The organism is Paracoccus ravus (assembly GCF_004522175.1).
Taxonomy (GTDB): Bacteria; Pseudomonadota; Alphaproteobacteria; order Rhodobacterales; family Rhodobacteraceae; genus Paracoccus; species Paracoccus ravus.
This window is the reverse complement of record NZ_SDEB01000021.1, coordinates 26,091-38,315: the sequence shown is the minus strand read 5'-3', so window position 1 is coordinate 38,315 and position 12,225 is coordinate 26,091. Positions and strand designations below refer to the sequence as shown.

The window sequence follows — 12,225 nt, the reverse complement described above, 5'->3', positions numbered from 1 at the left end:
GCAAAACCCCCGGCAGCAAGGGTTGCAATCCGCGAGACGAAAAAAGGCGGCCCTATGGGCCGCCATTGTTACATTCAGCGCAACTGCAATTAGCCGATGGCAGCGGCGCGCACATCCTCGTCGATCTTATCGGCATATTGGGCGAAGTTGTCGCTGAACATGCCGACCAGTTTCTTGGCCTGGGCGTCATAGGCGTCCGCATCGGTCCAAGTCTGGCGCGGGTCGAGCAGCTTGTCCTCGACGCCCGGGACCGAGACCGGAACCTCGAAGCCAAAGTTCGGATCCTTGCGGAACTCGACTTCGTTCAGCGAGCCGTCCAGCGCGGCGGTCAGCAGGGCGCGGGTTGCCTTGATCGGCATGCGCTTGCCGGTGCCGAAGGCGCCGCCGGTCCAGCCGGTATTGACCAGCCAGCAGGTCGCGCCGGTGGTGTTGATCTTTTCCTGCAAGAGCTTGCCGTAAACTTCTGGGCGACGCGGCATGAAGGGCGCGCCGAAGCAGGTCGAGAAGGTCGGGGTCGGCTCGACAATGCCGACTTCCGTGCCCGGGGTCTTCGAGGTGAAGCCCGACAGGAAGTGGTACATGGCCTGGGCCGGGGTCAGGCGCGCGATCGGCGGCAGGACGCCGTAAGCGTCGCAGGTCAGCATGATCACGTTCTTCGGCATGCCGCCCAGCGAGGTCTCGGAAGCGTTCGAGATCTGCTCCAGCGGATAGGCGCAGCGCATGTTGTCGGTGATCGAGTTGTCGTTGAAGTCCAACTCGAGCGTGTCCTCGTCGAAGACCATGTTCTCGATCACGGTGCCGAATTTCGAGCAGGTCGCGTAGATCTCCGGCTCGGCCTCGGCCGACAGGTTGATCGTTTTCGCGTAGCAGCCGCCTTCGAAGTTGAAGATTCCGTGATCCGACCAGCCGTGCTCATCGTCGCCGATCAGCGTGCGCGAGGGATCGGCCGAGAGCGTGGTCTTGCCGGTGCCCGACAGGCCGAAGAAGATCGCAGAATCATCGGGATTGCCGATCGCGTGGTTGGCCGAGCAATGCATCGGCATCACGCCTTTTTCCGGCAGGATGTAGTTCAGCAGCGTGAAGACCGATTTCTTGTTCTCGCCGGCATAGGCGGTGTTGCCGATCAGGATCAGCTTCTTGTCGAAGTTGAGCGCGATCACGGTTTCCGAGCGGCAGCCGTGGCGGGCCGGGTCGGCCTTGAAGCTGGGGCAGTTGATGATGGTGAATTCCGGCACGAAGCTCGCCAGTTCCGAAGCCTCGGGACGGCGCAGCAGGTGACGGATGAAGAGGTTGTGCCAGGCCAGTTCGGTCACGACGCGGACGTCGAGGCGCAAAGCCGGGTCGGCACCGCCGAAAAGGTCCTGAACGAAATAGTCCTTGCCCTTCATGTGCGCGAGCATGTCGGCATGAAGCAAGTCGAATGCCTCGGGGGACATCGGCTTGTTGTTGTCCCACCAGATCGAATCTTCGACCGAAGCGCTGCGGACGACGAACTTGTCCTTGGGCGAGCGGCCGGTATGCGCGCCGGTCGAGACGAGGAACGTGCCACCATTGCCGAGCTTGCCTTCGCCGCGTGCGATGGCCGCGTTCATCAGGGCAGGCTCGATCAGGTTGTAATGCACATTGCCGAGGCCGGTGATCCCCTGATCTTCGAGACGGCAGTTCGGGTTTACGCGCGGTGCGGACATGGAAGCTCCTGATGATCGTCTGACCGTGTGACGGCCTTCAGGCTTGCTATAACATGGCAGCAGGATGACGAAACCTTAGATCCGGCCTAGTTTAGCGCAACCATCGGCTGTTCGCGCCAACATTTACGCCCTATGGAACCTTGGCCGAGGAAGTTGCGGTGAGAACTGGCATATTTTCATCCAGAAGAGAGGGATGTTTCAAGCGTGGGGAATGGTTCCGAGCAAGTGCTTCATGCGTCCTGCGTCGCTCTGGACGGGAAGGGGTTGCTGATTCTGGGGGCTTCGGGCGCGGGCAAGTCGAGCCTTGCGCTCGAGATGATGGCGCGGGGGGCCGGGCTTGTCGCCGATGACCGGACCATCGTGACGGCGCGATCGGGGCAGTTGATCGCGGATTGTCCGTCTTCGCTGCGCGGACGGATCGAGGCCCGGGGGATCGGCATCCTTCAGGCCCGCCCGGCCGGGCCGGTCGCGCTGGCTCTGGCAGTGGATCTGGATCGCGCCGAGCCCGAGCGCTTGCCGCCGCATCGCAAGCTCGTCTTGCTGGATCTGGGCCTGCCGCTTGTGCTGGGGCAGGGCCGTGGCCATCTTGCATCAGCCTTGCTGCAATATCTTGTTGCGGGGCGCGGGGATCCGGATGAAACTTGACCCCGCTTGGGCAACGCGGGCCTGATCCTGGCGAGTTGCATTCACACCGCGCACGAACAAGACGAGCATGACGCATCTGGCGAAACCCGACGAACCGGCCCAGCGGGTCGTTCTGATCACGGGTCCCTCGGGCGCAGGGCGCTCGACCGCGATCAACGTTCTCGAAGATCTGGGCTATGAGGCGATCGACAACCTGCCGCTGTCGCTGATCCCGCGATTGCTGGACGGGCCACCGCGAGGTGTGCCGCTGGCGCTGGGTCTGGACGTGCGCAACCGCGACTTCTCGGCCATCAACCTGATCGAACTGATCGACAGGCTGACGCGGCTGCCCGATTACGAACCCGAGGTGCTCTATCTGGATTGCTCGACCGAGCAGCTTTTGCGGCGATTCAATGAAACCCGCCGCCGCCATCCGCTGCAGGTCGAGGGCGCGCCCATGGATGCCATTCTGGCCGAGCATGACATGCTGGCTCCGGTGCGGGCGCGGGCCGATGTGCTGGTCGATACCTCGGAACTGTCGCCGCATGATCTGAAAACCGAACTGGCGCGCTGGTTCGACACGCAAGCGGGGCATCGGCTGACCGTCTCGGTCCAGTCATTTTCCTATAAGCGCGGCGTGCCGCGCGGGGTCGATATCATGTTCGACTGCCGCTTTCTGGCGAATCCCCATTGGGAGCCGGAACTGCGACCGCTAGATGGCCGCAATTCGCTTGTGCAGAATTACGTTGCGTCAGATCCACGCTTTGCCGAATTCTTCGAAAAGCTGCGAGATCTTGTGCTTTTTGCGCTTCCTGCCCATCTAGAAGAGGGTAAGGCCCATCTCGTGATCGGCTTCGGCTGTACCGGAGGGCAACATCGTTCCGTCACAATGGCGGAAAAAATGGCAGACGCGCTTGCGAAAGCCGGCTGGCAGGTGTCAATTAGGCACAGGGAACTTGAACGCCGTGAGAAGGCGCCGGCACCTGATGACGGTCTGACGACAGGACCTCTTGCGGTGACTGCTACGCTTTGACGGCATGACCTTGCGTGGTGAGGTACTTTGATCGGAATAGTCATCGTGGCACACGGTGGTCTCGCGCGGGAATATCTCTCGGCGGTCGAACACGTGGTAGGCCCGCAACTTGGGATTCGGGCGGTCGCCATCGAAGAGAATCACGATAGGGGCGAAAAGCAGGCGGAAATCTGCGCCGCGGCCGATTCGGTGGATACGGGTGACGGGGTGGTCGTGGTGACGGACCTTTTCGGAGGCTCGCCCTCGAACCTGTCGCTGATGGCCTGTCATGCCCGCAATCGCTCGATCCTTTATGGCGCGAACCTGCCGATGCTGGTCAAGCTTGCCAAATCGCGCAAGCTGTCGGTCGCCGATGCGGTCACTCTGGCCAAGGATGCCGGCCGCAAATATATCAACAGCTATGATGTTCTGCCCGCCGATATCATTCCCGTGCCGAGCCGCGCCGCCTCATGAATGAGATGAGCCAGGGGCCGGTCACCCGCGATCTGCAGATCATCAATGAAAAGGGCCTGCATGCCCGGGCCAGCGCCAAATTTGTCGAGACGGTCGAGAAATTCGAGGCAAAGGCCACCGTCGAAAAAGACGGGATGAGCGTTTCGGGCGATTCCATCATGGGGCTTTTGATGCTGACCGCGCCGCGTGGCAGCACGATCCGCGTGACAACGCGGGGCAGTCAGGCCCATGAGCTGGCCGATGCGCTATCGGCACTCGTCGGGGATTACTTCGGCGAAGGCATGTAGGGCCGAAACGTGGCCCGCGATTCCTATCATCACGGCAATCTGCGTCAGGCGCTGGTCAATTCGACTGTGCGGCTGATCGAGGAAAAGGGGCCGCAGGGCTTTACCCTGGCCGAGGCCGCGCGTGCCGTGGGGGTCAGCGCCGCCGCGCCTTACCGCCATTTTACCGGACGCGACGAGTTGCTCGAGGAAATCGCCCGACAGGGATTCGACGAATTCGCCGACCGTCTGGAGGCGGCGCTGAAGCTAGGAAGGACCCCGCTCAGCGCCTTTCTCGGCATGGGTCAGGCCTATCTGGGGTTTGCGGCAGAGCGACGGGGCTATTACACCGCGATGTTCGAGTCAGGAATTTCGATCGCGGGCAATGCGGCATTGGCTCAGGCGGCGGATCGCGCGCGGGGCACGTTGGTCCGCGCCGCCGAGACTCTGCTGCAACGAATCCCCGAGGGGCGGCGCCCTCCGGCGAGCATGGCGGCCGACCATATTTGGGCGCTGAGCCATGGTGTGGTCGAGCTGTTCAGCCGCGGCAAGCCCGGGGGCCGCTCGCCCATCTCTCCGTCCGACATGCTGGAAAGCGGCACGCTTATCTATCTGCGCGGTCTGGGCGTCATCACAGAGTGATTTTTTCCGCTCGGGCCATTGAATGGCGCGGCGCGTGCTCCATTTATGTAAATGTGATTAACATTCACATCGAAAGGGACGCCTATGAACAGCTATATCGCCCCACGATCGTCCGTGATGGACCGGATCGGCTCGGCCCTGGCCGGGATCCGGGACTGGCTGGATGAACGTGGCAAGGGGGCCTGGATCGCCGCCATGGTCCTGGGTTTCGTCGCGGCCTGGCCCGTCGGGCTGGCCATCCTTGGTTACATGATCTGGAGCAAACGCATGTTTTCCTGCCGTCACCGCCACGACCGCTCTGCCCGTTTCAGCGGCCACCGCTTTTCCGTGCCCACCGGCAACGCGGCTTTCGACGCCTATCGCGAGGAAACGCTGAAGCGGCTCGAGGATGAGCATCGCGAATTCCTTGATTTCCTGCAAAAGCTGCGCGAGGCCAAGGACAAGGCCGAGTTCGACCAGTTCATGGAAAGCCGCAAGGAACCGCGCGAATTGTCCAACTGAACTCGGGCGCGCATGCCTCGGGACTTCCGGACTTTCACACCCTTCCGCCTTCGCGGGAGGGTGTCGCTTTTAGAAGATGCGGGAACAACCGGGCCGCGCCTTGGTTGGCATGACAGGAGGACCTGACATGACCCGAGAACATCCCACCCAAAAGGACAATCCCGCCACCGACCCCTCCCGCGAGAATGGTCAGGGCAAGCATGACGGGACGCCGCATTCCCCCCAAGAATTCCTGCAAGCCGATCCCGACCGGCAAAAGCAATGGCCTGCCAAGCCGGGCGGGGCCAAGCCTGGCAGCGCGATGTGTGAAGACCGCACAAAGCCCGGAATGATCGACAAAAACGAGGATTGCTGAGGACAAGGCCCGGACCGATCGGACCGGGCCTTTCGTCAACGTCTCAATAAGAGAACTCGCCGTAAACGCGGCTCAGATCGTGATTCCATTCGCCGTGGTATTTCGCCAGCAATTCATCGGCCGGGACCTTGCCGCTATCGACGCTTTCCTTCAGCGCGTTCAGGAAATGGGTCTCGTCGGGCACCAGCCCACCCGCGCCGGGCCGCGCACGCAGCTTCAACCCATGCTCGGCGATGGTGAGCATTTCGCGGGCGATGTCATGCAGACGCAGCCCCTCGAACGCGCCCTGCAACCCGTCGCGGGCGGCAGCGACGCGCAGCCCGTCGCGCTGCTCGGCCGTCCAGCCGCGGCACAGATCCCAAGCGGCGTCCAGCGTCTCTTGCTCATAGATCAGCCCGACCCAAAGCGCGGGCAGGGCGCAAAGCCTGCGCCACGGGCCGCCATCGGCACCGCGCATCTCGATGAACTTCTTGACACGCGCCTCGGGGAAGACCGTGGTCAGGTGGTCGGCCCAGTCCGAAAGCGTCGGGATCTCGCCAGGTAGCGCGGGCAGTTGACCCTTCATGAAATCGCGGAAGCTTTGGCCCAAAGCATTGATATATTTGCCATCGCGATAGACGAAATACATCGGCACATCGAGGACGTAATCAACCCATGCCTCATAACCCATGCCGCTCTCAAAGGCGAAAGGCAGCAAGCCGGTGCGGGCGTCGTCGAGGTTTTGCCAGATATGCGCGCGCCAGCTTTTCATCCCGTTCGGCTGGCCGTCGAGAAAGGGAGAATTGGCGAAAAGCGCGGTCGCGACCGGCTGCAAGGCCAGCGCCACGCGCAGCTTCTGGACCATGTCGGCTTCCGAGCCGAAATCCAGATTCACCTGCACCGTGCAGGTGCGATACATCATCTGCGTGCCAAGCTCGCCCACACGTCCCATGTAATCGGTCATCAGCCGGTAGCGGCCCTTGGGCATCATCGGCATCTGGTCCTGAGGCCAGATCGGGGCCGCGCCCAGCCCGATGAAGCCCGCGCCCAGATCATCTGCGACGGCCTTCACCTCGGCCAGATGCCGGTTCACCTCGTCGCAGGTTTGGTGGATGGTCTCGACCGGCGCGCCGGACAGTTCCAACTGCCCGCCCGGCTCTAAGCTGACATTCGCGCCGTCCCGTTCGAGGCCGATGATGTTCCCAGCCTCAAGCACCGGTTTCCACCCGAAGCGGTCGCGGATGCCTTCCAGCATGTTCTTGACCGTCGGCGTGCCGGCTGGCCCGTCATAGGGCAGGGGCGCAAGGTCAGCGTGGCGATAGCCGAATTTCTCGTGTTCCGTGCCGATGCGCCAGCTTTCCTTGGGCTTCTCACCCGAGGCGATATATTCCGCCAGCTGTTCGGGACGTTCGATCGGGCCGCCGCCCTGTTGAGGAATGGACATCGGTGGCCTTTCATTTGCCTGAGTGCCACAGGTGGCGAAACTGCTCGGTCAAGTCAAGCGGGCGCGGTCGGGCCTCGTCCAAAGGGTCTGGATCGTCGGCCCGTCCCCCGAGAGCGCCGCCCAGACCCGCCCCATATTCAGCCCCGGAAGTGCTGCGAAGGCGCTGGCGAGAAGCTCGGCCCCGGTGGCATCGACCGGGATCAGCATGGCCTCGCCGCCAAGGCTTTTCAGCCGCCAATGCAGGCGCTTGTTGAGCCGCAGCAGCCTGATTTCGGCAAGGTCGCGCAAGGCGATCTCGCCGCCCAGCACACGGTCGGGGGCGAGGTAGCGGATCGCGCCTTCGTCCAGTTCGACCACGCCCGGCGCGGTCGCCTTGCTGCGAAAGCGCATCCGTCGCCGCGCATCCAGCGCCCAGATCCCGGCGATCACCGCGATGGCGCTGCCGAGCGGCTGGTAGATCCAGCCGCCCAGCCAAATGACCCAAAGCCCGAATAGCGTCAGTGCAACCGCCGAGAGCGTCTCGGCCCAAGGGCGCAGGCGTTCGGCAAGCTCGGGCCGGATCAATTACAGCTCGCGGATCATGTCGCGATGCGGAATGCCCGCATCGTCATATTCCGGGCCATAGGCCGTGAAACCCAGCTTCTCGTAAAAGCCGATGGCATGGGTCTGCGCGCCAAGCTTGGCCTTGGTGATGCCGGGCAGGGCGGCAAGCTCGTCCAGCGCCGCACGGATCAGGGCCGCGCCCGCACCGGTGCCACGCGCCGATTTCAGCACCGCGACGCGGCCAATCTTGCCGGTCGCGCCGTCAAACAGGATGCGCGCCGTGCCAATGGCCGTGCCTTGATCGTCGCGAGCGATCAGATGGATCGCTTCGCCATCCTTGCCATCCCACTCTTCGGTTTCGGGGACGGCTTGCTCGATCACGAAAACCTCGTGGCGGATCGCGCGGCAGGCTTCGATATCGTCGGTTCTTTCGATCATGCGAAGTAACGCTCCAGAATGCGGCGATAAATGCGCGAGAGTTGGCGGACCTGATCCGCCGGAACGCGCTCATCGACCTGATGCATGAAATGACCGACAAGGCCGAATTCAAGGACCGGACAGTGATCCTTGACGAAACGCGCGTCCGAAGTGCCGCCCGAAGTCGACAGAACCGGATCGAGGCCCGTCTCGTCCTTGACGATGTCGCGCACCATTTCGACAAAGGGGCCGGGGCGGGTCAGGAAGCTTTCGCCCGAAACATCGGTTTCGATCGCGAAAGTCACGCCGGTTTCCGCCTCGATCCCCGCCGCCTTGTCGCGGATCATCCGGTCGAGCGTGTGCGAGGTATGGGCGTCGTTGAAGCGGATATTGACCGTGGCGCGGGCCTTTTCCGGGATCACGTTCGAGGCCGGGTTGCCGCAATCGACGGTGGTGACTTGCAGGCCCGAGGGGTCGAAATGCTCGGTCCCGTGGTCCAGCGGCTCGGCCGTCAACTCGCCCAACAGCCGGATCAGCGCGTGGAGCGGGTTCTTGGCGCGATGCGGATAGGCGGCATGGCCCTGCACGCCCTTGGCCGCGATCTGCAAGGTCATCGAGCCGCGGCGGCCGATCTTGATCATCTCGCCCATGCGGTCCGGGTTCGAGGGCTCGCCGACGATGCAGACATCCATCTGCTCGGCTTGTGCGCCCATCCAATCGAGCAGCGCCTTGGTGCCGTCCTTGCCGGGGCCTTCCTCATCGCCGGTAATGGTCAGGATGATCGCGCCATCGGGCGGCGTCTCGCGGGTGAAGGCGATGGCTGCGGCGGCAAAAGCCGCGACGCCGGATTTCATGTCGGTGGCGCCCCGGCCCCAGATCCAGCCGTCCTCCTCATGGCCCGAGAAGGGCGGATGGGTCCAGCTTGCCATGTCTCCGGGCGGGACCACATCGGTATGGCCGTTGAAACCGAAAGTGCGGGTCGCGTTCTTGGCGCCCCAGCGGGCGAACAGGTTCGGCACGCCATTGCGGTCGATCCTGTGGCATTCGAAACCGGCCGCGGTCAGGGCATCGGCCAGCAGGACCAATGCGCCGCCCTCCTCGGGAGTGACCGAGGGGCAGCGGATCAGTCGGGCCGTCAGATCGGCGGGGTCCGGGAAAGAAGTCATTGTCGTCTCCTGTCTTCGGGCGCGCGCTTACACCGAAGTGCCCAGCAATTCCAGCGCCCTGCGCACGAGGTTGCCACCGGTGAGGACCAGAAGCACCAGCGTCCAGCGCCGGAACTGCGCCACATCCAGCCGGTCATGCGCCAGATAGCCCAACCCCATGCCGATCAGCGCCGGGATGACCATGATGGCGGACAACGGGAAGCTCTGCGCATTCAGCACCCCCGAGGTCAGGTGCGAGAGGGTCAGGATCGCCGCGCCGATGAAAAAGACGACGCCCTGCACCCGCATCTGCTCATCCTTGGGTGCGCGGATCGACAAAAGATAAACGATCAGCGGCGGCCCCCAGATGCCCGAGATGCCGCCATAAAGCCCGCCAATGATGCCGGTGACGATCTCGACGCGGCGGCGGTGATGGACCCCGATCACAAGGCTTTTGCCCGCCAGCTGCCAGAGCGCGAACAGCGTGATCGGCAGGCCCAGCAGCGCATACATCACCCATTGCGGTACCCTTGTGGCAAAAGCGGCGCTGATCGGGATGAACAGCACCACCATCCCGATATGCCAGCGATAGGCCCATGTCGCCTGCATGGCCGGGCCGATGCCCTGCCGCAGCATCTGGCGGATATTGGTGACGAGGACCGGCAGGATGACCGCCGCCAGCGCCTGCTGCGCGGTCAGGAACGATCCCAGTGCCGACATCATGATCATGGGCATCGCGAATCCGATCGCCCCTTTCACAAAGCCCGAGAACAAGGTGACGGCAATCGCCGTCCAGAAATAAAAGGGATCAATGCCGAACATGCCGCACCGTCGGCTTTTGACGATGGACATGCAAGTCCTTGCGGATGGGTCATTATAGTTCGAAATTGCAGCGATGAACGCATGATAGTTGCGCTGCGAATGCGAAGGCGCTAGACATGCTGCATCGCCGCAAGATGCCTCTTTGCCCTTAGTCTGAAGGACACGCGATGAAGGACACGCCTGCCATGCCCGCCGACACCCCCGCCGAGATCATCGCGAAATCCGTCCCGATGCGCGAGGATCTCGCCACTCTGTTGGCCGAGGCGGTGGCGGCCCTGCGTGCCCGCGTCGCGCCCGATGGCAAGATCGACCCGGCGGCACTTGACCGCCATCAGCACGCCGCTCACGCGCTGTCGTGGATCGCGACCTATATCGAGGCTTTGCGGCAACTCTGCGCTTGGGCCGAGCGGCTGGCAAGCGCCGGTAATCTGGGCCGGATCGAGGCGCTGATCTTACAGATTGGCCTCGGCGAATACCTGACCCAGCTGCGCGGCGGCATTCCGATGAGCCAAAGCGAATTTGCCCGACTTTCGGATCTGGGCATGGATTGGCAGCCTCAGCCCGAAACTCTTGCCCTGATGCGCGGAAACAGCTTGGAGGCGCGGGCCGAATTTGCGCGGCTCATGGCCGAGAACCAAGGCCGCGCGACCTTCGGGGCCTCGGGGCTGGACGAGGAGCTGGAAATGATTCGCGACCAGTTCCGCCGCTATGCGGACGAACGCGTGATCCCCTTTGCCCATGACTGGCATCTTAAGGATCAGTTGATCCCCCGAGAAGTGATCGACGAATTGGCCGAACTCGGTGTTTTTGGCCTGACCATCCCCGAGGAGTTTGGCGGGCTGGGTCTGTCGAAAGCCGCGATGGTCGTGGTCACCGAAGAGCTTTCGCGCGGCTATATCGGCGTCGGCAGCCTTGGCACACGATCGGAAATCGCGGCGGAACTTATCCTCTGCGGCGGGACCGAGGATCAAAAGGCGGCGTGGCTACCGGGCCTCGCCTCCGGTGAAATCCTGTCTACGGCGGTGTTTACCGAACCCAATACCGGCTCGGATTTGGGCAGCTTGCGCACTCGCGCGGTGCTGGAAGGCGAGGATTGGGTCATCACCGGCAATAAGACGTGGATCACCCATGCGCAGCGCAGCCATGTGATGACGCTGCTGGCGCGGACCGATCCCAATTCTACTGATTGGCGTGGCCTATCTATGTTTCTCGCCGAAAAGACTCCCGGCACGGATGAGAACCCTTTCCCGACGCCGGGAATGACCGGCACCGAGATCGGCGTTCTGGGCTATCGCGGCATGAAGGAATATGAGCTTGGCTTTGACGGCTTTCGCGTCAAATCCGCGAACCTTCTGGGCGGAGAACCTGGAAAAGGCTTCAAGCAGCTTATGGAAACCTTTGAATCGGCGCGGATTCAGACCGCCGCTCGTGCCGTGGGCGTGGCCCAGTCGGCCTGCGAATATGGGCTGCGCTATGGGCTCGAGCGCAAGCAATTCGGACAACCGCTGATCGCCTTCCCTCGTGTGGGCGACAAGCTCGCGATGATGGCGGTCGAGATCATGCTGGCCCGGCAACTGACCTATTACAGTGCGTGGGAAAAGGATCACGGCCAGCGCTGCGACCTCGAGGCGGGGATGGCCAAGCTGCTGGGCGCGCGGGTTGCTTGGGCGGCGGCCGACAATGCGCTGCAAATTCACGGTGGCAATGGCTTTGCGCTGGAATATCCGATCAGCCGGGTGCTCTGCGATGCGCGCATCCTGAATATCTTCGAGGGCGCGGCCGAGATTCAGGCTCAGGTCATTGCGCGCAGGCTACTGTCCTGATGTGAAATTTCTTCCGCATCTGGAACGGCGGTCGGCTTTCAGGCATTATGTCTGAGCCATCAGATCGGAGCCGCAAATGACCCGTTTTCTTCCGCTTTCGGCAGCAGCACTTGCGCTGACCGCTCTCGCGGCCTGTGAACCGACCGGAACCGGAACCGGGGCGAATGTCCCGACCGGGCAATATGTGCTGGTGGGCATTGGTTCCGATACCGTGCCCCTGCGCAATGTGGGCCTGACGATTGCGGCGGACGGCTCGATCTCAGGCAAGGCGCCCTGCAATACCTATGCCGCATCGCAGACCGCCGAGCCGCCGGGCTTCAAGATCGGCGAGTTGACCACCAGCGGGGCAGGGTGCAGCGGCAATCGGGCACGTCTGGAAAACCGCTATTTCGACGCGCTGCGTCAGGCAGATGGTATCACCTATCTCGGCGGCGTCCTGAAGATCACCGGCCCGACCTACCTGACCTATGAGCCGGGTTATCACAAGGAATAA

15 protein-coding genes are annotated in these 12,225 nt (G+C 62.9%); 9 read left to right on the top strand and 6 right to left on the bottom strand.

Annotated features, from left to right (window positions below; all coding sequences use genetic code 11):
• Positions 1-89 precede the first annotated feature (89 nt).
• Positions 90-1,688 (bottom strand): phosphoenolpyruvate carboxykinase, encoded by a 1,599-nt coding sequence (locus ESZ60_RS15500; protein WP_134681641.1) that lies wholly within the window; start codon positions 1,686-1,688, stop codon positions 90-92.
• A 204-nt stretch (positions 1,689-1,892) separates the two neighbouring features.
• Between ESZ60_RS15500 and ESZ60_RS15495 the strand changes: the two genes are divergently transcribed.
• The 7 genes from ESZ60_RS15495 to ESZ60_RS15465 all read left to right on the top strand — a co-directional run bounded on the left by ESZ60_RS15495 (position 1,893) and on the right by ESZ60_RS15465 (position 5,559).
• Positions 1,893-2,333, top strand: coding sequence for an HPr kinase/phosphorylase (locus ESZ60_RS15495; protein ID WP_134681640.1), 441 nt, complete (start codon positions 1,893-1,895; stop codon positions 2,331-2,333).
• Positions 2,334-2,400: 67 nt separating this feature from the next.
• Complete coding sequence (gene rapZ, locus ESZ60_RS15490) at positions 2,401-3,345, top strand: RNase adapter RapZ (RefSeq protein WP_134681639.1); 945 nt, start codon at positions 2,401-2,403, stop codon at positions 3,343-3,345.
• A gap of 27 nt (positions 3,346-3,372) precedes the next feature.
• Positions 3,373-3,798, top strand: a complete 426-nt coding sequence (locus ESZ60_RS15485; protein WP_134681638.1) for a PTS sugar transporter subunit IIA — start codon at positions 3,373-3,375, stop codon at positions 3,796-3,798.
• Complete coding sequence (locus ESZ60_RS15480; protein ID WP_134681637.1) at positions 3,795-4,085, top strand: HPr family phosphocarrier protein; 291 nt, start codon at positions 3,795-3,797, stop codon at positions 4,083-4,085. The genes ESZ60_RS15485 and ESZ60_RS15480 overlap by 4 nt, the downstream gene beginning before the upstream one ends.
• Positions 4,086-4,094: 9 nt before the next feature.
• Positions 4,095-4,703: a TetR/AcrR family transcriptional regulator gene (locus tag ESZ60_RS15475; protein WP_134681636.1), complete on the top strand. Its 609-nt coding sequence runs from the start codon at positions 4,095-4,097 to the stop codon at positions 4,701-4,703.
• Positions 4,704-4,787: 84 nt separating this feature from the next.
• Positions 4,788-5,204: a DUF2852 domain-containing protein gene (locus tag ESZ60_RS15470; protein WP_134681635.1), complete on the top strand. Its 417-nt coding sequence runs from the start codon at positions 4,788-4,790 to the stop codon at positions 5,202-5,204.
• A gap of 127 nt (positions 5,205-5,331) precedes the next feature.
• Positions 5,332-5,559, top strand: a complete 228-nt coding sequence (locus tag ESZ60_RS15465) for a hypothetical protein (protein ID WP_134681634.1) — start codon at positions 5,332-5,334, stop codon at positions 5,557-5,559.
• A 43-nt stretch (positions 5,560-5,602) separates the two neighbouring features.
• Here the strand turns inward: ESZ60_RS15465 and ESZ60_RS15460 are convergent, their stop codons facing one another.
• Genes ESZ60_RS15460 through ESZ60_RS15440 form a run of 5 tightly spaced genes read right to left on the bottom strand, consistent with a single transcriptional unit; the run spans position 5,603 to position 9,939 of the window.
• Positions 5,603-6,982 carry a glutamate--cysteine ligase gene (locus ESZ60_RS15460; RefSeq protein ID WP_134681633.1) on the bottom strand — a complete coding sequence of 460 codons (1,380 nt, stop codon included), beginning with the start codon at positions 6,980-6,982 and terminating at the stop codon, positions 5,603-5,605.
• Between the two features lie 48 nt (positions 6,983-7,030).
• Positions 7,031-7,546 carry a hypothetical protein gene (locus tag ESZ60_RS15455; RefSeq protein ID WP_134681632.1) on the bottom strand — a complete coding sequence of 172 codons (516 nt, stop codon included), beginning with the start codon at positions 7,544-7,546 and terminating at the stop codon, positions 7,031-7,033.
• Positions 7,547-7,963, bottom strand: coding sequence for a GNAT family N-acetyltransferase (locus ESZ60_RS15450; protein ID WP_134681631.1), 417 nt, complete (start codon positions 7,961-7,963; stop codon positions 7,547-7,549).
• Entirely contained in the window at positions 7,960-9,108 is a 1,149-nt protein-coding gene (gene dapE, locus ESZ60_RS15445; RefSeq protein ID WP_134681630.1) for a succinyl-diaminopimelate desuccinylase, read from the bottom strand. The genes ESZ60_RS15450 and dapE overlap by 4 nt, the downstream gene beginning before the upstream one ends.
• 27 nt (positions 9,109-9,135) lie before the next feature.
• Positions 9,136-9,939 carry a sulfite exporter TauE/SafE family protein gene (locus tag ESZ60_RS15440; protein ID WP_245155720.1) on the bottom strand — a complete coding sequence of 268 codons (804 nt, stop codon included), beginning with the start codon at positions 9,937-9,939 and terminating at the stop codon, positions 9,136-9,138.
• Positions 9,940-10,094: 155 nt separating this feature from the next.
• On the opposite strand from ESZ60_RS15440, the gene ESZ60_RS15435 reads away from it, so the two are divergent.
• Positions 10,095-11,732, top strand: coding sequence for an acyl-CoA dehydrogenase family protein (locus ESZ60_RS15435; RefSeq protein ID WP_425331326.1), 1,638 nt, complete (start codon positions 10,095-10,097; stop codon positions 11,730-11,732).
• Positions 11,733-11,808: 76 nt separating this feature from the next.
• Positions 11,809-12,225 carry an META domain-containing protein gene (locus ESZ60_RS15430; RefSeq protein ID WP_134681628.1) on the top strand — a complete coding sequence of 139 codons (417 nt, stop codon included), beginning with the start codon at positions 11,809-11,811 and terminating at the stop codon, positions 12,223-12,225.